15 protein-coding genes are annotated in these 18,463 nt (G+C 72.9%); 10 read left to right on the top strand and 5 right to left on the bottom strand.

What is annotated here, in order from left to right:
* Positions 1 to 262: 262 nt before the first annotated feature.
* Together Sspor_RS11995 and Sspor_RS11990 are read left to right on the top strand one after the other, a co-directional pair.
* Positions 263 to 1,549, top strand: a complete 1,287-nt coding sequence (locus Sspor_RS11995) for a DUF5919 domain-containing protein (RefSeq protein WP_202199113.1) — start codon at positions 263 to 265, stop codon at positions 1,547 to 1,549.
* Between the two features lie 247 nt (positions 1,550 to 1,796).
* Entirely contained in the window at positions 1,797 to 2,531 is a 735-nt protein-coding gene (locus tag Sspor_RS11990; RefSeq protein WP_202199112.1) for a 3'-5' exonuclease, read from the top strand.
* Positions 2,532 to 2,615: 84 nt separating this feature from the next.
* On the opposite strand, the gene Sspor_RS11985 is transcribed toward Sspor_RS11990, so the two are convergent.
* Positions 2,616 to 3,479 (bottom strand): phosphotransferase enzyme family protein, encoded by an 864-nt coding sequence (locus tag Sspor_RS11985; protein WP_202199111.1) that lies wholly within the window; start codon positions 3,477 to 3,479, stop codon positions 2,616 to 2,618.
* Between the two features lie 84 nt (positions 3,480 to 3,563).
* Between Sspor_RS11985 and Sspor_RS11980 the strand changes: the two genes are divergently transcribed.
* The 8 genes from Sspor_RS11980 to Sspor_RS11945 all read left to right on the top strand — a co-directional run bounded on the left by Sspor_RS11980 (position 3,564) and on the right by Sspor_RS11945 (position 14,705).
* Entirely contained in the window at positions 3,564 to 5,729 is a 2,166-nt protein-coding gene (locus tag Sspor_RS11980) for an FUSC family protein (protein WP_202199110.1), read from the top strand.
* Between the two features lie 52 nt (positions 5,730 to 5,781).
* Positions 5,782 to 6,984 (top strand): macrolide-inactivating glycosyltransferase, encoded by a 1,203-nt coding sequence (gene mgt, locus Sspor_RS11975; RefSeq protein ID WP_202199109.1) that lies wholly within the window; start codon positions 5,782 to 5,784, stop codon positions 6,982 to 6,984.
* Positions 6,985 to 7,004: 20 nt separating this feature from the next.
* Entirely contained in the window at positions 7,005 to 7,571 is a 567-nt protein-coding gene (locus Sspor_RS11970; protein WP_237403821.1) for a DUF1697 domain-containing protein, read from the top strand.
* A 137-nt stretch (positions 7,572 to 7,708) separates the two neighbouring features.
* Complete coding sequence (locus tag Sspor_RS11965; protein ID WP_202199108.1) at positions 7,709 to 8,710, top strand: ketopantoate reductase family protein; 1,002 nt, start codon at positions 7,709 to 7,711, stop codon at positions 8,708 to 8,710.
* Positions 8,711 to 8,995: 285 nt separating this feature from the next.
* Positions 8,996 to 9,823, top strand: coding sequence for an FAD binding domain-containing protein (locus tag Sspor_RS11960; RefSeq protein WP_202203617.1), 828 nt, complete (start codon positions 8,996 to 8,998; stop codon positions 9,821 to 9,823).
* Positions 9,820 to 12,540 (top strand): molybdopterin-dependent oxidoreductase, encoded by a 2,721-nt coding sequence (locus Sspor_RS11955; protein WP_202199107.1) that lies wholly within the window; start codon positions 9,820 to 9,822, stop codon positions 12,538 to 12,540. The genes Sspor_RS11960 and Sspor_RS11955 overlap by 4 nt, the downstream gene beginning before the upstream one ends.
* A gap of 4 nt (positions 12,541 to 12,544) precedes the next feature.
* Entirely contained in the window at positions 12,545 to 13,519 is a 975-nt protein-coding gene (locus tag Sspor_RS11950) for an antibiotic biosynthesis monooxygenase (protein WP_202199106.1), read from the top strand.
* Between the two features lie 19 nt (positions 13,520 to 13,538).
* Complete coding sequence (locus Sspor_RS11945) at positions 13,539 to 14,705, top strand: low temperature requirement protein A (RefSeq protein WP_202199105.1); 1,167 nt, start codon at positions 13,539 to 13,541, stop codon at positions 14,703 to 14,705.
* 19 nt (positions 14,706 to 14,724) lie between these two features.
* Here the strand turns inward: Sspor_RS11945 and Sspor_RS11940 are convergent, their stop codons facing one another.
* From Sspor_RS11940 to Sspor_RS11925, 4 genes are read right to left on the bottom strand one after another with little or no spacing between them, the layout of a single operon-like run.
* A complete protein-coding gene (locus Sspor_RS11940) occupies positions 14,725 to 15,486 on the bottom strand; it encodes a sirohydrochlorin chelatase (RefSeq protein ID WP_372499841.1) in 762 nt (253 codons plus the stop codon).
* Positions 15,486 to 16,382, bottom strand: a complete 897-nt coding sequence (locus Sspor_RS11935; RefSeq protein WP_202199103.1) for an ABC transporter permease — start codon at positions 16,380 to 16,382, stop codon at positions 15,486 to 15,488. Before Sspor_RS11935 ends, Sspor_RS11940 begins: the two co-directional genes overlap by 1 nt.
* Positions 16,369 to 17,163: an ABC transporter ATP-binding protein gene (locus tag Sspor_RS11930; RefSeq protein WP_202199102.1), complete on the bottom strand. Its 795-nt coding sequence runs from the start codon at positions 17,161 to 17,163 to the stop codon at positions 16,369 to 16,371. The genes Sspor_RS11935 and Sspor_RS11930 overlap by 14 nt, the downstream gene beginning before the upstream one ends.
* A 34-nt stretch (positions 17,164 to 17,197) precedes the next feature.
* Positions 17,198 to 18,343 carry an ABC transporter substrate-binding protein gene (locus Sspor_RS11925; RefSeq protein WP_202199101.1) on the bottom strand — a complete coding sequence of 382 codons (1,146 nt, stop codon included), beginning with the start codon at positions 18,341 to 18,343 and terminating at the stop codon, positions 17,198 to 17,200.
* Positions 18,344 to 18,463 lie beyond the last annotated feature (120 nt).

The raw sequence follows: 18,463 nt of genomic DNA, 5'->3' as shown, positions 1-18,463 counted from the left end.
CCGAAGATGTCCCGGCTGACCCGGCATGGACCACGTCCCTGCCAGATCTTCCCCGAAAGAGGGGCCCCAAGCGCGGACTTGGCAGTGGTCCTACCGGGTGACCCGCAGAGCCGATATGCGGGTCAGAGGACTGTCTGCGCATCGGATAATGGGTCAACGGACCGTCCCGGTAAGGGCCGTCGGGCTGCATCGGGCCGCGCGCGCGGAGTACCCTTCCGTGATCACTGGAGACGGGCGTCCAGACGCAGAAGGCGGTGCACGGGTGAGCTCGGGAGGTCTGGAGCTGCCCCCTGGTGACAGCAGTCACGAGGGTGGCCCGGCGGACGCCCCAGGTGGTGTCCCCGGCGGGACGCCCGCGGGGATCCCGGCCGGGGCGGTCTCCCTGGCGGGCGGACCGGCGGCGGCCGGGGACGCGGGGAACGAGGGGACCGGCGTCGAGCTGGACTGGGGCACGGAGGCCTGGAGCGAGGTCAGGACCCGGGCGCAGCGGGCCGGTCGTGCGTACATCTGGCTGAATCTCATCGAACAGCGGCTGCGCGCGGTGGTCGGGGCGGTGCTCCGGCCGATCTACGAACCGGTGCACGGCACCGACGACTGGGTCGTCGCCGCCGCCGGGCCCGCCGGACAGGAATGGGTGCAGCGGGCCGTCGCCGTACGCGAGGTCAGCCGGCGCAAGGGCTATCTGCTCGACTCGGCGGACGACAACGTGCTGAGCTTCCTGACCCTGCCCCAGCTGCGCGAGCTGATGGTCCAGCACTGGCCGTGCTTCGAGCCGTACTTCGACGACCGGCGCGAGATCGAGCTGGCCCTGGACGAGCTGGAGGTCACCCGCAACGTCGTCTCCCGCAACCGGGCGCTGTCGCGGCCCGTGCTGGAACAGGCGGAGCGCGCCTCGGCGCGCCTGCTGGAGGTACTGGGCGGGGTCTCCGGCAGCCCCGCCGCGGACCGGCTGCCGATCGACGCCGTCGAGGACCTGGTGGGCGACCGGTACGCGGACGTCGTCTCGGTCCACCCGGACCGGGTACGGCTCCAGCGCCAGCTCCCGGCCGAGGACCTCTTCGGGGGCGCGCGGCGGCTCGACGCCATCGGCATAGGGCTCAACCTCCTGGTCCAGAACTTCTCGGGCCGAAGACTCGTCCGGCTCACGGAGGCCGGCTGCCGGGTGCGGCTGCTGTTCCTGAACCCGGCGAGCAGCGCCGTCAAGCGGCGCGAGCGCGAGCTGGGGCTGCGCAAGGGCGAGCTGAGCCGCTCGGTGGAGATGAACATCCTGCACGTCCGCCGCGTCCGGGCGGGTCTGCGGGACCCCTCCCGCTTCGAGATCCACGTCTTCGACGAGACCCCGCGGTTCACCGCCTACCTGGTGGAGGGGCAGGCCTCGGGCATCGCGGTGGTGCAGTCCTACCTGAGGCGGGCGCGCGGCATGGAGTCGCCCGTCCTGGTGCTGCGGGGCGGCGGCCGGGGCGTGCCGAAGGACGCGGACCACGGCCTGTTCACGACCTACCGGGAGGAGTTCGAATCGATGTGGGAGGACTCCCGGCCGGTCTCCTGACACCCGGCGGGGCGGCCCCGGCGGCCTGGCTGTCAGTGCCCCGTGGCAGGCTGAAACCCGTTGACCGAAGGTGTACGGGGGAGGGGCACAGGGTGGAGGACTGGCACGGCACGGGGGACCGGCACGGCGGCTCGGTGGTGGTCGCGTACGACGCGGCGATGCGTTCACGCACGCCGGGTACGTCCCGGGCCTCCCGCGGTGGAGCACGGCGCCGACCGGAAGCCCACGCCGGAACGGCGGCTGCGCGATGAGCTGGATCAGCGGGCCGCTCCTGGCCTTCGACCTGGAGACCACGGGCACCGACGTCGAGACCGACCGCATCGTGACGGCGGCGGTCGTCCGCCTGGACTCGGCCGGGGCCGTGGCGGCCGAACGGACCTGGCTGCTCGATCCCGGGGTGGCCATACCCGAGCAGGCGTCGGCGATCCACGGCATCTCGACGGAACACGCCCGCGAGCACGGGGTACCGGCCGCATCGGCCGTCGAGGAGATCGCGCAGGTCGTCACCGAGGGGCTGCGCTCGGGGACGCCCCTGGTCGTGATGAACGCGCGCTACGACCTGTCGCTGCTGGACCGCGAGTGCCGGCGGCACGAGGTCGAGTCGATCAGCGACCGGCTGGGCAGTGCGCTCTCGCCCGTCATCGATCCACTGGTGATCGACAAGCACATCGACAAGTACCGCAAGGGCAAGCGGGCCCTCCACGCGCTCTGCGCGCATTACGGGGTGTCGCTCGACGACGCGCACAACGCGAGGGCCGACGCCGTGGCCGCCGCCCGCGTGGTGCGACGCATGGGGGAGAAGCACCGGCCCGTGGGCCGGATGCCCCTGGCGGAGCTGCACGAACTCCAGGTGCGTGCGGCGGCCGAGCAGTCGGTCTCCTTGCAGGCCTATCTGCGGCGTACCGCGGATCCGACGGCAGTCGTCGAGCCGGCCTGGCCGCTCATTCCCCGGAGGCGGGCGCCCGCAGGCGGCCCGGAGTGACCCGACGCCGTGGAAGACCGCCCGGCCGTGATCGACGGGGCCCGGTCCACAGGGCACCGGAGGGACCCACCGCACCGCCACGGCCTAGAAGGAGTGCCACCGGGTTTCGCGGTCGCCGGTCCTGAGCGAGGCCACGCGGCGGCGGAATTCGGCCCGTGCCCTCGGGTTCACGGGGGCGTGCTGCGCCACCCAGGCACAGCTGGCGGTTTCCCGGGCGCCGCGCAGGACCGCGCAGCCCTCCCAGTCGCGGACGTCCCACCCGTACGCCGCCACGAAGGCCTCGTACTCCTCGGCGGGCAGGCCGTACCGGTCGCGGGAGAGCGCCATCACCACCAGGTCGTGCTCGCGCAGATCGGCCGAGACGGTCTCCAGGTCGACCAGGGTCGGGCCGTCGGGGCCCACATGGACGTTGCGGGGCAGCGCGTCGCCGTGGACCGGGCCCGGCGACAGCCTCGGGGTCAGGGCCGCCAGCTCACCGGCGTAGCCGTCCCGGCGGTCCCGCAGATAGGCCGCGTCGGCCGGGTCGACGCAGTCCCCCGCCAGCCGCAGCCAGCGCTCGACCCCGCCCAGCAGGTCCCGCGCGGGCAGCGCGAACGCCGGCTCGGGCAGGGCGTGCACCAGGCGCAGCAGCACCGCCAGGTCTCCGGGCCCCGCGGGGCGCACCGCGTCCGGGAGCCGGTGCCACAGCGTCAGCGGGTGCCCGTCCACCAGCCGCGGTTTCGGCTCGGCCGCGCGGACCGCCGGGATCCCGGACGCGGCGAACCAGCCGGCCACCGCGAGCTCCCGTTCGGCCCGCTCTAGCAGGCCCGCCTCCCGGCCCACCTTCACCACCAGCTCGCCGACGGCGAAGACCGCGTTCTCGCCGAGCGCGAGGAGCTCCGCCGCCCCGGGCGCGCCCCCGGTCAGGCCCGCTGCCGCCAGTACGTCCCTCGCCCGTGCCTCGTCCATACCGCTGCTCTCGCCCCTCACCGCGGAACCACTGTCGCCCGTCAGTATGTGGTGGCTTCCGGCAGGTGGCCCGATCCTGGAGTCATGTGCGCCGAACATGCCGGACGCGCCGACCGGGGCCCCTCGGTCGTGACGCGGCGCGCCCTGCGCACCACCCTCTCCGCGTGCACCTCGTTCTTCGTCTGCCTCTACGCGCTGGACCGGCCGGCGGCGGCGACGTACGCGCTGTTCGCCGCCGTGTCGATGGCCGCCCTCTCGCACATCCCCGGTACCGGACGCCAGCGGGCGGCGGTCATGGCCAGGGCCACCCCCACGGCCTGGCTGCTGCTGACGATCGGCACCTACCTGGCGATCCGGACCTGGAGCGCCGTGGCCGGCATGCTCCTGATCGGCTTCTTCCTGGCCTTCGTGGCGGCGGCCGGGCCCCGCGCGGCGGGCGCGGCCCCGGGGCTGCAGCTGCTCTACATCCTGCCGTGCTTCCCGCCGTACGCGCCGGACACCCTCCTCGAACGGCTCGCGGGGGCGACCTTCGGCCTGCTGCTGCTCATCCTCGCCGAAGTGTTCCTCCTGCCGGAGAAGCGCGGGCCCACCTACCGTCGGATGGCGGCCGAGGCGGCCGACACCGCCGCCCGCTGCGTCGCCGAGCTGGGCCGCGCCCCGTACACGCTGTCCGCCGCCGCCGCGGAGACGGCCAAGGAGGCCGGCGGGTCGCTCCGGCCCTTCCGGGTCGACGAGGCCGACCGTCCCGCCGGGCCCGGCCTGCGGGACCGCGCCCTGTCCCACGTGGGCCTGGCCGCCCGCACCCTCCTGGCCCGCCTGGTGAACCTGCCCCCGCCACCCCCGCCCCCGGGCCCGGTGCCGATGGAGCAGGAGGCCGAGGTGCTGACCGCGGTCGGCCGGGCCGTCACCGAGACCGCCGACCTGCTGGACGGCACGGCCGACACGACCGAGGCGGCCGACGTCCTGCGGCGCGTACGGGAGCAGGCCGCCGCCTCGGCGGCGCGGGAGGCACCCACGACGGCCCCGCGGGGCCGTCGGCGGGCGGCGGTGCTGGAGGTGACGGACGCGGCCGTGGCCCTGGCGACGGCCGCCGAGCTGGCCGTACGGGGCCGACACGCGCGGGTGCCCGAGGACGTCGACTCGGGCCGGTTCTGGTACGCGGGCAAGCGTGCGCCGCGCCTGTGGTGGCACCGGCTGGCGGGCCACGCCGGGCCGCGCTCCGTGTACTTCCAGAACGCCGTCCGGATCAGCCTCGCGCTGGCCGCCGCCCGTACGGTCGCGGGCGTGGACTCCTTGCCCCACGGCTTCTGGGCGATGCTGGCCGTCCTCAGCCTCACCCGGACCACCGCCGCCCAGACCCGGGCGACCGTACGCGTGGCGATCACCGGCACCATGCTCGGCGCCCTGGTCACGGGCCTGCTGCTGGCCCTGATCGCCGGCCACACCACCGTCTACGCGATCGCCCTGCCGTTCGTGATGTTCACCGCGTTCCGGGTGGGGCCGGTCCGGGGCGTGGGCTGGGCCCAGGGGCTGTTCACCCTCACGGTGGCCTTCGTCTTCGCCCAGCTGGCGCCCGTGACCTGGCAGCTGGCCGAGGTCAGGATCCTGGACGTGATCATCGGCAGCCTGATCGGTGTGGTGTTCGGCGTGCTCGCCTGGCCGCGGGGGGCGCAGCGGGAGCTGCACCGGGCGGTCGCCCTGCTGCTGACGACGGAGGCCGAGACGGTCGAGCGCGCCACGGCCGCCGTGGTGGAGGGAGGGCCGGGGCACGTCCCCGACGACCGGCCGCTCCAGCACGCGCTGACCATGGCGGAGTCCGCGTTCGCCCAGCATCAGAGCGAGCCGCGGACGACGACCGAGGACCCGGCCACGGACTGGCAGGCGGCCATGATGTCGGGCCACCACGTGCTGTGGGGCTCGCGGCGGCTGTTCGTCCGCGGCGGCCCGGCCGTCGGGCCGGCGAACGGTGTCCGGCTGGACCACCGGGCGGCCGGGGTGGCCACCCGGATGCGGAAGGCCGCCGAGTGGGCGGGCGCGGGGGCGGGGGAGGCCGCGGATCCGCGGAACGGACCGCCCGTGCCCGGCGGGCCCGCCACGGACGGTCCGCCGGGGGTCTCCTCGCCGCGGTTCTTCGCCGCGCTCGCCTGGCTCAACTCCCTCGACGTCGACGTCGACCGCATGACGGGCGCGGACAACCCGTTCGGCCCATCGCGTCCGAACGGCGCGTCGGGTCCGCCGGATCCGCCCTGAGGCCGCCCGAAAGAAGTTGCACGAGACGTATCGTCTCGTTTACGGTTCGATCATGACCGCAGCGAAGCCCGCCCACATCGCCATGTTCTCCATCGCCGCCCACGGGCACGTGAACCCGAGCATCGAGGTGATCCGCGAACTCGTGGCCCGGGGCCACCGCGTCAGCTACGCCATCCCCGCCTCCTTCGCCGAGAAGGTCGCCGAGACCGGCGCCACGCCCGTGATCTACACCTCCACCCTCCCCACCGACGACGAGCCGGAGGCCTGGGGCACCGAGCTCATCGAGAACCTGGAGCCGTTCCTGAACGACGCGGTCCAGGCGCTTCCGCAGCTCGCCGCCGCCTTCGAGGGCGACGAGCCGGACCTCGTCCTGCACGACATCACCTCCTACCCGGCGCCCGTGCTCGCCCACCGCTGGGGCGTCCCCGCCGTGTCCCTCTCCCCGAACCTGGTCGCCTGGGAGGGATACGAGCAGGAGGTGGCCGAGCCGATGTTCGCCGAGCTGAAGGCCTCCGAGCGCGGCCGGGCGTACTACGCGGCCTTCGCGGCCTGGCTGACCGAGAACGGCCTCGGCGACCAGGTCGACCGCTTCCAGGGCCGCCCGCGCCGCGGGCTCGTGCTGATCCCGAAGGTGCTCCAGCCGCACGCCGACCGCGTCGACACGTCCGTCCACACCTTCGTCGGCGCCTGCCAGGGCGACCGCAGCGCGACCCAGGGCACCTGGCCCGTGCCCCCGGCCGCCGAGGGCAGGAAGATCGTGCTCGTCTCGCTCGGCTCCGCCTTCACCAAGCAGCCGGCCTTCTACCGCGCCTGCATCGAGGCCTTCGCGGACCTGCCCGACTGGTACCTCGTCCTGCAGATCGGCGCGTTCACCGACGAGGCCGACCTGGGCCCGGTCCCCGCCAACGTGGAGGTCCACCGCTGGGTTCCCCAGCTGGACATCCTGCGCCGGGCCGACGCGTTCATCACCCACGCGGGCGCCGGAGGCAGCCAGGAGGGACTCGCCACCGCCACCCCGATGGTCGCCGTCCCGCAGGCCGTCGACCAGTTCGGCAACGCCGACATGCTCGTCTCGCTCGGCGTGGCCCGGCACGTCCCGATGGCGGAGGCCGACGCCGCGACCCTGCGCGAGGCGGTCCTCCGACTGGTCGCCGACCCCGAGGTCGCCGCCCGCGCCCAGGCCGTCCGCGCGCAGATGGCGACCGAGGGCGGCACCCGTCGGGCGGCCGACCTCATCGAGGCCGAATTGTCGTAGGCGGGCTCTAGGGTGCGCCCATGACGAAGAAGGCGATGCCGACCAGGAAGTACGCGGCCCTGCTGCGCGGGATCAATGTCGGCGGGAACAAGAAGGTCCCGATGGCGGAGCTGCGTTCGCTGCTGGAAGGACTCGGCCACGGAGATGTGCAGACGTACCTGCAGAGCGGCAACGCCGTCTTCACCAGCGCTCAGCAGGACCCGGCGGTCCTCGCCCGGGAGCTGGAGGCGGCGATCGAGGCCCACTTCGGTTTCCGCGTGGCATGCCTGGCGCTGGACGGCGCGTACCTGCGCGCCGTGGCCGAGGCCTGTCCCTTCCCGGCTGCGGAGCTGGAGGGAAAGCAGCTGCACGTCACCTTCTGCTCCGAACAGCCCGGCCCGGAGCGCTTCGCCGCGCTCGACGGGGCGGCGTACCTCCCCGAGGAGTACCGGATCGGCGAGCGCGTCCTGTACCTCCACGTCCCCGAGGGCCTGGGCCGCTCCAAGCTCGCCGAGGCCCTCGCCAGGCCCGCCGTCGTCAAGGGCATCGACGTGACCACCCGCAACTGGAACACCGTGGCCAAGCTCGTGGAGCTGACCGCGGCCTGACCCGGGGCGGGCCGCCCGGCCCGGGGCCGGCCTCCTCGTGCCGGGCCGTGCGCCGCGGGGCCTGCCCTGAGTGCCGCCGCGGCGGTTCCTCATGCCCCGGCGGTAACACGGGGGCCCGGATGTGCCAGGCTCGTGGCATGCGTTACATCATCATCGGCGCGGGCGCGGTCGGCGCCACCATCGGCGGACGGCTCGCGGAGGCGGGCGGCGAGGTCGTACTCGTCGCCCGCGGCGCGCACGCGCAGGCCCTGCGGGCCGAGGGGCTGCGGCTCACGACGGCCGACGGGACCCGGGTGCACCGGCTGCCGGTCGTCACCGGGCCTGGCGAACTGGGTGAACTGCGCCCCGACGACGTGCTGTTGCTGACCGTGAAGACCCAGGACGCCGTCGCCGCGCTCGACGCGTGGGGCGACGCGGAGGTCGCGGGCGGCGGTACGGCCGCGCAGCGGCTGCCGGTGCTGTGCGCGCAGAACGGCGTGGAGAGCGAGCGGCTGGCCCTACGGCGCTTCGCGCGCGTGTACGGGGTGTGCGTATGGCTGCCCGCGACCTTCCTGGAGCCGGGCGTGGTCTCGGCGCTGTGCGCGCCGCTGACCGGTGTCCTGCACGTGGGACGGGCGGCGGGCGGCACCGACGACCTGGCCCGGGCCGTGGCCGCGGACCTGGGCAAGGCGGGCTTCGGGGCGCCGGCGGTGGGTGACGTGATGCGCTGGAAGTACGCCAAGCTGCTGGGGAACCTGGGCAACGCGATCCAGGCCACGACCGGCCCGGAGCCGGACCCGGCGAAGGCGGCGCTGCTGCTGCGGGCCGTCCGCGAGGGCAAGGCCGCCTTCCGGGCGGCGGCCATCCCGTACGCCTCCGACGCCGAACAGGCGTTGGCGCGGGAGGGCAAGGTGAACCAGCCGGCGGGTGTGCGGGGCGGCTCGTCCTGGCAGAGCCTGGCGCGGGGCACGGGCTCGGTGGAGGCGGACTACCTCAACGGGGAGATCTCCCTGCTGGGCCGGCTGCACGGGGTGCCGACACCGGTCAACGACGTCCTGCGGCACGCGGCGAACATCTTCGCCCGGGAAGGCCTGCCGCCCGGCGCGATGTCCGTCGCGGACCTGACGGCCCTCGCCGACGAGGCGACGGCACGCCTCTGACGGCCGCCCCCGCCGAGCGCGCCGCGCCCCGCGGTGCCCCGTGATGCCCGCTGCCGGAGCGCCCCGCCGTTCACCGCCCACGGCGGGCGGGGCGGGCGTGGTCGGGGATACGCTGAAGGGGAGTCTCTCCGTCCGCCGGTCCTCGTCGAAGTGCCTCGACCGCAGCGGCCGTATCCGACCCGGACCCGGACCCGGGCCCGGACCCGGGTTTCGCCCCCGGGCTCCCGCGCGCGTCGCCGGCGGGCGGTCCGTGACACGACCGCCGTCGTGAGGGAGATCGATCCCGTGGACCTCAACACGATCACCGAAGTCGTCCGGCGCCCGCCGGACCGGCCGGGCGCGGACTGGCGCGAGGGCGACGCCTGGCTCGCGGGCGGGACATGGCTGTTCTCCGCGGAGCAGCCGGACCTGCGCCGCCTCGTCGACCTGACCTCCCTGCGCTGGGCCCCGCTCGTGCCGAGCGACAAGGGCCTGGAGATCGGCGCGACCTGCACCATCCGTGACCTCTACGCCTTCACGCCCCCCGCCGACTGGACCGCGGGCCCGCTCATCGCGACGAGCTGCGAGGCGTTCCTGTCCTCGTTCAAGGTCTGGAACGCGGCGACCGTCGGCGGCAACATCTGCATGTCGCTGCCGGCCGGCCCCATGATCACGATGGCGGTCGCGCTGGAGGCCCGGTACGAACTGTGGGCCCCCGACGGGACGACGCGTACCGTCGACGCCCTCGACTTCGTGACCGGCGACCACCGGAACACCCTCACACCCGGGGAGCTCCTGCGGCGCGTCGAGATCCCCGCCCACGCCCTGCGCAAACACGCCACGCACCGCCGCTTCACCCTCACCCGCCTCGGCCGCTCGACGGTGTTCCTCATCGGCACGCGCACGCCCGGGCGCAGCGACCTGATGCTCACCGTCACCGCCGGAACCACCCGTCCCGTGCGCATGGTGTTCGACACCCTGCCCGACGCCCCGACCCTCCAGCAGAGCATCGACGTCATCCCCACCGACGTCTGGTTCGACGATCCCAACGGAACTCCCGCCCACCGGCGCCATCTCACGAAGCACTACGCCGAGGAGATCCGCCGTGAACTCTCCGCAGGGGGCACGCCATGACGTACCGGGTGAACGGCAGCACCTTCGACGAGGAGCCGGCCCCCGGCCAGTGCCTGCGCACCTTCCTCCGCTCGCTCGGCCACCACGGCGTCAAGAAGGGCTGCGACGCCGGAGACTGCGGTGCCTGCACGGTATGGCTGGACGGCAGCCCCGTGCACAGCTGCATCACCCCCGCCTTCCGCGCGGACGGCCACGAGGTGACCACCATCGAGGGGCTGGGCTCGCCCGGCGGCCTGCACCCCATGCAGCGGCAGTTCCGCGACGCCCCGGGATTCCAGTGCGGCTTCTGCACCGCAGGAATGATCATGACCTCGGCGACCTTCACCGAGGCCCAGAAGGCCGACCTGCCCCGGGCGCTGAAGGGCAACCTCTGCCGCTGCACCGGCTACCGGGGGATCGAGGACGCCGTGCGGGGCGTCGTCGGCGTGGAGAGCGCGGAGCCGGGGAGAGCGGTCGGAACGAGCGTCGGCGCACCCGCGGCCGACGATGTCGTGACCGGTCGCGCCGAGTTCACGATGGACACCCGGATGGAGGGCATGCTGCACCTCAAGGTGCTGCACTCGCCGCACGCCCACGCCCGGATCGTCTCGATCGACAAGAGCGCCGCCCTCGCCGTTCCCGGCGTACGACGGGTCTACACCTGGGAGGACGTGCCGCGCAGGGCCTTCACCACGGCGATCCACACCGACCACCTCGTCGACCCCGACGACACCTACATCCTCGACCACACGGTGCGCTTCGCGGGCCAGCGGGTCGTCGCGGTCCTCGCCGACACGCCCGGGGCCGCGGAGGAGGGCTGCCGGAAGGTCGCCGTCGAGTACGAGGTGCTGCCCGCAGTGTTCGACCCCGAAGCGGCCATGGCCGACGGGGCCCCGCAGATCCACGGCGCGGACGACCCCTTCGTCCGCGACCCCGTCCGCAACATCCTCCTCGAGATCCATTCGCACATCGGCGACGTCGACGCCGGGTTCGCCGAGGCCGACGTGATCCACGAAGCCACGTACTCCACACCGCGCGTGCAGCACGCGCATCTGGAGACCCACGGCTCCATCGCCTGGATGGAGGACGGACGCCTCAACGTCCGCACCAGCTCGCAGTCGCCCTCCATCGCCAAGGTCAAGCTCGCCCACCTGTTCGCGCTGCGCCCCGACCAGCTCCGGGTGTTCTGCAAGCGCGTGGGCGGCGGGTTCGGCGGCAAACAGGAAGTCATCTCGGAGGACCTGGCCGCACTCGGCGCACTGGACACCGGCCGGCCCGTGTGCTTCGAGTACACCCGCGAGGAGGAGTTCACCACGGCCTCGCCGCGGCATCCGATGACCCTCACCGTCAAGCTGGGAGCCAAGGCGGACGGCACGCTCACGGCGTTCCAGGTCCGCAACGTGTCCAACACGGGCGCCTACGGGAACCACGGCGGCGAAACCCTGTTCGCGGGCGGCGCGGCCGTCATGATCTACCGCTGCCCCAACAAGAAGTACGACGCGTACTCCGTCTACACCAACACCGTTCCGAGCGGGGCGCTGCGCGGGTACGGGATGACGCAGCCGGCCTTCGCCGTGGAATCGGCCATGCACGAACTGGCCCTCGCCCTGCACATGGATCCGTTCGAGCTGCGCCGCCGCAACATGGTGCGGCCGGGCGATCCGCTCGTGGCCATGCACGACGGCCCCGACGACGTGATGTTCACCGAGGACGGCCTCGCGAAGTGCCTCGACCTCGTGGACCTCGCCCTGGCCCGCACGGCCGGCCAGGACCCGCACCTCGGCCCGGACTGGCTGGTCGGGGCCGGCGTCGCCGCCTCCCTGCACGAGACCGCGCCCCCGACCGAACACATCTCCGAGGCCTGGGTGACGCTGGGCGACGACCTCATGTACGAGGTCGCCGTGGGCACGGTCGAGTTCGGCGAGGGCACCTCGACCGCCCACGTCCAGATCGCGGCCCAGCAGTTGGGCACCACCACGTCGAGGATCCGTCTGGTGCAGTCCGACACCGACCGCACGGGATTCGACACCGGGGCCTTCGCGAGCGCCGGCCTCTTCGTGTCCGGCAACGCGGTCCTGCGAGCGGCCGGCGCGGTGCGCGACCGCATCGTGGAGTTCGCCGCCGCCCGGACGGGCATCCACCCCGTGATGTGCTCGATGGACGACGACGGCGTCGTCTGCGGGGACCACCGCGTCTCGCTCGCCGAACTCGTCGCGTCCGCACGGGCGCGCGGCATCCGCTTCACCGCCGCCCGCAAGGCCTACGGATCGCCGCGCAGCGCCGTCTCCAACGCGCACGGATTCCGGATCGCGGTCCACCGGGTGACCGGCGAGATCCGTGTCCTGCACAGCGTCCAGGCCGTCGACGCCGGCGTCCTCATCAACCCCGCCCAGGTGCGGGGACAGGTGGAGGGCGCCGTCGCCCAGGGCATCGGCTTCGTGCTGACCGAGGACTTCCGCATCGACGCGAACGGGGTCATGGCCAACCCGAACCTCCGCAACTACCGCATCCCCACCTACGCCGACGTCCCGCGCACCGAGGTCCTCCTGGTGGACTCGGCGGACTCCGTCGGGCCGATGCGCTCGAAGGGGATGGCCGAATGCAGCATCAACCCGGTGGCCCCCGCCCTCGCCAACGCCCTCCAGGACGCCACGGGAATCCGCTACCGGACGCTGCCGCTGACACCCGACCGGATCTACAGCCGGCTCGGCGAGAAGCAGCCGCTCTCGAAGGCCTGAGCACATGAACACCGAGAACGGCCACACAGCGGACGCCGAGGCCACGGCGATCATCGCGCAGAAGGTGCTGCCCGGCCGGGAGCGGGAGTACGAGGAGTGGCAGCAGGGCGTCAACGCCGCCGCCTCCGCCTACGCCGGATACCTCGGCGTCGAGGTCGCCCCGCCCACCTCCCTCCAGCCCGAGTGGATCATCGTCTACCGCTTCGACTCGGTACCCCACCTGCAGGCGTGGATCAACAGCTCCACCCGGCAGCAGCTCCTGGAAGTCGGCGACCGCTACCTCGACGGACCCGGCACCCAGCAGGTGGTCAGCGGCCACACCCCGTCGCACGATGCCTCGGTGACCGTCGTCATCACCCACCGCGTGCGCCCGGAGCACGTCGAGGACTTCCTCGCGTGGCAGCGCCGTATGTCCGAGGAGGAGAGCCGGTTCGAGGGCTTCCGCGGCAGCGAGTTCTTCCCGCCCGTCGACGGCCTCCAGGACGAGTGGACCACGCTGTACCGCTTCGACAACGCCGAGCACCTCGACGCCTGGCTGACGTCGGACCGCAGGCGCAAGGTCCTCGCCGAGGGGAAGGACTTCGACTTCGACCTGCGCACCGTCGACAACTCCTTCGGCAGCTGGTTCGCCTTCGAGGAGAACGGCCGGGAAGGACCCCCGCCCTCGGTCACCAAGACCGCCGTCGCGGTCTGGGTCGGCCTCTACCCGACCGTCGTCCTGCTGGCGCTCGCCACCTCCCCGCTGGGGATGCCCCTGTGGCTCGGACTGCTTGTCGGCAACCTGCTGTCGAGCTTCGTCATGAGCTTCGTGACCATGCCCTACTACGTGAACCCGCTGCTCAGAAGATGGTTGCGGCCGAATCCGGACGAACCGGCCACCAGGACCAACCTCATCGGCATCGGCATCGTCGCCGCCCTGCTCGCCTTCTGGGTGCTGGTCTTCTACCTGGTGACCACCCAGATCTGGACCCTGCCCTGACCAGGGACGGACGCCCCCGGTGAGCGCGTTGGACGCGGCGGCGCCGCACGGGCGGGAGAGCCGCCACGCCGGCTGGCTGGAGCTCTTCTTCGACCTCGTCTTCGTGGCCTTCGCCGCCCAGCTCTCGCACGAGCTGCACGGCGACCCGGGACTGCGGGACTTCGCCGTCTTCTTCGCGCTCTTCTTCCCGCCGTGGTGGATGTGGATCAACCTGACGGTCTCGGCGAACCTCTTCGAGGACGACGGCGCCCGCCGCCGGCTGCTGATGCTCTTCGCCATGCTCTGCCTGGCCGCCATGGCCGCGGCGGTCCCCGAGGCCGACACCACCCGCGGCGCCGTGTACGCCCTCGGGTACGCGGGAACCCGCCTCGTCCTCCTCGGACTGTGGTGGCCCGCCACGCGCTTCCCCGCGCCGAACCGGGTCCCCCGCTGGCGGCCGCTCAGCTACTGCCTGCTGTCCGGGCTCCTGTGGGCGGCCTCCGCGGCCGTCCCCCCGCCCTGGCAGTACGCCGTGTGGGCGGTCCTGATCGCCGCCGAGATGGTCCTGCTGCTCACCGCCCGGGGCCGCGGTGTCCCCGGGCGGCTCGACACCGGGCACCTGGTCGAGCGGGTCGGACTGTTCGTCATCATCGTGCTCGGGGAGTCCGTGCTGGGCCTGGTGACCTCGATGGACGACGCGTGGACCGCCCGGGCGGCGGTGGTGGCGGTCCTCGGGTTCGCCCTGCTGGCCGCGCTGTGGTGGTCGTACTTCGACTTCGGCTCGACGACGGCGGAGCTCATGCTCGGCTCGGCCGGAGCCGCGCGGGCGTACCTGCTGGCACGCGACGTCGCCGGTTTCCTGCACTACTTCGTGACCGCCGCGATCCTGTGCATGGCGGCCGGACTGGCCACCGCGGTCGAGGAGTCCGGCCACGCGCATCTCGCCGAGGGCGCGGTGTGGGCCCTGGCCGGCGGCCTGGCCCTCTACCACGCGGCCCACGCCGTCATCGCCCTGCGCTTCGGCCGGAGCCCCTCGTCCGTGGCGGTCTGGGCCGTGCCGGGCATCGCGATCCCGGTCCTGGTGGCGGTGGCCTCGGACGCCCTCGCCCCCTGGCTGGCGGTCCTGCTGCTCACGGCCGAGGCGATCGTCCACCTGCTGTACGCCCGTACCCTGTCGGCCCGCCGCCGCAAGGCGGCCGCCGCCTGAGGGCCGGGCCCCGTCGGCCTCAGGCCGTCAGGGCCGGCCGTCGGGCCGGCGCCGTCGCGGCCGCGTCGAAGCGGCGCAGCAGCAGCCGGGCCAGTTCCGGCGCGGCGCCCAGGACCTCCGCGACGACGTCCGCGCCCGCGGCCTGCGCGCCCGCCGCGATGCGGTCCGGGAGGCGGCCGGGGGCGATGACGTACGGGGCCACCGCCACCCTTGCGAAGCCCTCGGCCCGCAGGGCCCGTACGGCGTCCTCCGTACGGGGCAGTGCGGCGGAGGCGAACGCAGGCCGCACGGCACACCAACCGGTGCGCCGCCACTCCCGCGCGGTTTCAGCGATCACTGCGATCGCCTCCGGGTCCGTGGATCCGGCGGACGCGAGCACCACCGCGGTGGTGGCGCGGTCCGCCGGGGTGAGGCCGGCTTCGGAGAGCCGGCGTTCGAGGGCGGTCAGCAGGAGCGGGGACGGCCCGAGGACGTCCGCCACCCGTACCGACAGCCCCGGCAGCCGCGAGGTCGACTCGGCGAGCGCCGCCGGGATGTCGGACTTCGCGTGGAAGGCGCGGGTCAGCAGCAGCGGGAGCGCCACGACCTCCCGCACACCGGACAGGTAGAGCGAGGACAGGGCCTGCCCCACCGACGGGGTGTTGAAGTCCAGGAAGGCCGTCTCCACGCGCAGCCCCGGCCGCAGCGCCCGCACCCGCCCGGTGAGGGCGTGCACGGTCGTGGCGTGCCGCGGGTCGCGGCTGCCGTGGGCGATGACCAGGAGGGCGCGGGACACGGCGATCAGCTCTTCGCCAGCAGGCCGCGGCTGCGCAGCACCCACCGCTCGACCGGGCTGAAGATCAGCAGGTCGATGGCGATGCCGACCACCAGGATCAGGATGATCGCGAGGAACACACCGGGCAGGTCGATGTTGTTGCGGCCGTTCTCCAGCAACTGGCCCAGGCCCAGGCCCAGGTCGGGGGAGGAGGCGATGATCTCGGCGGCCATCAGCGAGCGCCAGGAGAAGGCCCAGCCCTGCTTCAGGCCGGCCAGGTAGCCGGGCAGCGCGGCCGGCATGACGATGTGCCGGGCCCCCGCCAGTCCGGTGGCGCCCAGGGTGCGGCCGGCCCGCAGGTAGAGCGGCGGGATCTGGTCGATGCCGGAGACCAGGCCGTTGGCGATGGACGGGACGGCGCCCAGCAGGATCACCGTGAACATCATGGCGTCGTTCAGGCCGAACCACAGGACGGCCGGCGGCACCCAGGCCACCGACGGCAGTGACTGCAGGCCCTGCAGGATCGGGCCGATCGCGGCGCGGACGAACTTCACCCGGGCGACGAGCAGGCCGAGCGGCGTACCGATGGCCAGGGCGAGGAGGAAGCCGAGCAGGCCGCGGGAGACGGAGGTCCAGACGACCTCCAGCAGCGTGCCCTTGAGCCACATGTCGGACAGGCTGTCCCACACCGCGGACAGCGGGGGCAGCTTCGTCGGCTCGGTGACGTGCGTCGCGACGAGGACCTGCCAGACCACGAGTACCAGGCCGACGGCCAGGACCGGCGGGAAGACCTTCTTGACGAGGATCTCGCGGACCGGGGTGCGGTGGGTCTGGACCGCGTCGAGGGCGTCGAGGCCCGCCTCCAGGCCGGCCAGGTCGTCGCTCTTGCCCGTGGCCTTCGTAGTGATGTCAGTGCTGGCCATGGCGGCGGATCTCCCCACGCAGGTGTTCAGTGATCTCCAGGGACAGTTCCGCGACGTCCGCGTCCTCGATGCGGCGCGGCTGCGGGATGTCCACGGTCCATTCCTTCGCGACCCGGCCGGGCCGGGAGGAGAGCAGGACCACGCGCTGGGCGAGGCGGACGGCCTCGCGCACGTTGTGGGTGACGAAGAGGACCGAGAGGTTCGTCTCCGCCCAGATACGGGTGAGCTCGCCGTGCAGCACGTCGCGCGTGATGGCGTCGAGCGCCGCGAAGGGCTCGTCCATCAGCAGCAGCTGGCTGTCCTGGGCGAGCGCCCGGGCCAGGGCCACGCGCTGGCGCATGCCGCCCGACAGCTCGTGCACGCGCTTGCCGTACGAGCCGCCGAGGCGGACCAGCTCCAGCAGGCGCTCGGCCTCCGGCTTGCGGTCGGCCTTGGCCACCCCGCGCAGGCGCAGGGCGAGCTCGATGTTCTTGCCCGCGGTCAGCCACGGGAAGAGGGCGTGCTCCTGGAACATCAGCGCCGGACGGCCGCCGGGGGTCTCGATGGCCCCCGCGGACGGCTTGTCCAGACCCGCCACCAGGTTCAGCAGCGTGGACTTCCCGCACCCCGAGGCACCCAGGATGGTGACGAACTCGCCGGGAGCGACATCGAGGCTGATGTCGTCCAGGACGAGCTGCGATCCGGCCGGGCCGGAGAAGGACTTCGAGACGTGTTCGATGCGGGCGGCGTGGGTGCGCTCCGCGACGGAGCCCTCGGCAGCCTTGGCAAGCGTGGTGGCCATGGTCGTCACCTCCTGGGATTGCTGGATTGCGGGGTTACTTGGCGCCGAGGCCGGCGTCGGAGACCTCGGGCTTGCCGGCGGCCTTCAGTACCTTGTTCAGGAGCGTGAGGTCGTAGATGCCGGCCAGGTCGGGCTCTTCGATGAGCTTGGCCTTGACCGCCCACTCCGACTGCGTCTTGAGCGTGGAGGCCAGCGGGTCGTCGGTGATGGCGATGCCGGGCCATGCCGGGTCGATGATCTTGGCGTCGAGGGCCTTGCCGCTGTCCGCCTGCAGCTTGGCGTTGGCGGAGGCCTTCGCCTTGTCCTGGTTGGCGTGGATCCAGTCGTTGGTCTTCACGGTGCCGCGCAGTACGGCTTCGACGACGTCCGGGTGCTCCTTGAGGAACTTCTGGGACACGATGATGTTCGTGATCACGAACTTCTTGTCGGGCCACAGGGCGGTCTCGTCGAGGAGGACGGAGCCGCCGTCGGAGACGAGCTTGGAGGCCGTGGGCTCGGGCACCCAGGCGCCGTCGATCGAGCCCTGCTTGAAGGCGTCCGGGGTGACCTTGTTGTCCGTGCGGACGACGGAGACGTCGCCCTTGCCGGACTCCGGGTCGACCTTCCAGCCCTTCTCGGAGATCCAGTTGAGGAACGCGACGTCCTGCGTGTTCCCCTTCTGCGGGGTGGCGATCTTCTTGCCCTTGAGGTCGTCCAGGGTCTTGATCTTGTCCGGGTTCACGACGAGCTTCACGCCGCCGGAGGCGGATCCGGAGATGATCCGCAGGTTGGAGCCCTTGGACTTCACGTAGCCGTTGATCGACGGGGAGGGGCCGATGAAGCCGATGTCGAGGGATCCGCCGTTGAGGGCTTCGATCTCGGACGGGCCGGCGTTGAAGGACTGCGGCTTGATCTTGGTGCCGTTCAGTTCCTTCTCGATCAGGCCTTCCTGGAGGCCTACCAGAGCGGTGGCGTGCGTCAGGTTCGGGAAGTAGCCGATCCGTACCTCGGAGGCGGAGAGCTTCGCGCCGTTCGTGGCGGCGGCGTCCGCGGCCTTGGGCTCGTCCTTCTTGGCCTCGGAGCCGTAACCGCAGGAGGCGAGTGCACCGATCAGGAGCGGCAGGGCGGCGGCGGCGACGATGCCGCGGCGGAGGGTCGTACGGGTGGCACGCGTCTGACGGGTGCTGGCGGTGGCAGGCACGGGAGGACTTCCTCTCGTGACGGCGTCATCTCATGACGCACGTCTTCGTTTGCGGAACGAGGTCGGGTACGGCTCGTGGGGGGTGTGGGCGCGCATGCGGTGCGCGTACGTCATCGCGCA

This window comes from Streptomyces spororaveus, from assembly GCF_016755875.1.
In the GTDB taxonomy this organism is placed as follows: domain Bacteria; phylum Actinomycetota; class Actinomycetes; order Streptomycetales; family Streptomycetaceae; genus Streptomyces; species Streptomyces spororaveus.
The sequence above is the reverse complement of the archived record's forward strand: the minus strand, read 5'-3'. Positions and strand labels throughout refer to the sequence as shown.

Excerpts from the sequence above, each read along its gene's own strand:
- Sspor_RS11955 (WP_202199107.1), top strand. The coding sequence starts at position 9,820 with ATGACGTACCGGGTGAACGGCAGCACCTTCGACGAGGAGCCGGCCCCC.
- Sspor_RS11980 (WP_202199110.1), top strand. The coding sequence starts at position 3,564 with ATGTGCGCCGAACATGCCGGACGCGCCGACCGGGGCCCCTCGGTCGTG.
- Sspor_RS11935 (WP_202199103.1), bottom strand. The coding sequence starts at position 16,382 with ATGGCCAGCACTGACATCACTACGAAGGCCACGGGCAAGAGCGACGAC.
- Sspor_RS11950 (WP_202199106.1), top strand. The coding sequence starts at position 12,545 with ATGAACACCGAGAACGGCCACACAGCGGACGCCGAGGCCACGGCGATC.
- Sspor_RS11930 (WP_202199102.1), bottom strand. The coding sequence starts at position 17,163 with ATGGCCACCACGCTTGCCAAGGCTGCCGAGGGCTCCGTCGCGGAGCGC.
- Sspor_RS11970 (WP_237403821.1), top strand. The coding sequence starts at position 7,005 with ATGACGAAGAAGGCGATGCCGACCAGGAAGTACGCGGCCCTGCTGCGC.
- Sspor_RS11990 (WP_202199112.1), top strand. The coding sequence starts at position 1,797 with ATGAGCTGGATCAGCGGGCCGCTCCTGGCCTTCGACCTGGAGACCACG.
- mgt (WP_202199109.1), top strand. The coding sequence starts at position 5,782 with ATGACCGCAGCGAAGCCCGCCCACATCGCCATGTTCTCCATCGCCGCC.
- Sspor_RS11985 (WP_202199111.1), bottom strand. The coding sequence starts at position 3,479 with ATGGACGAGGCACGGGCGAGGGACGTACTGGCGGCAGCGGGCCTGACC.
- Sspor_RS11965 (WP_202199108.1), top strand. The coding sequence starts at position 7,709 with ATGCGTTACATCATCATCGGCGCGGGCGCGGTCGGCGCCACCATCGGC.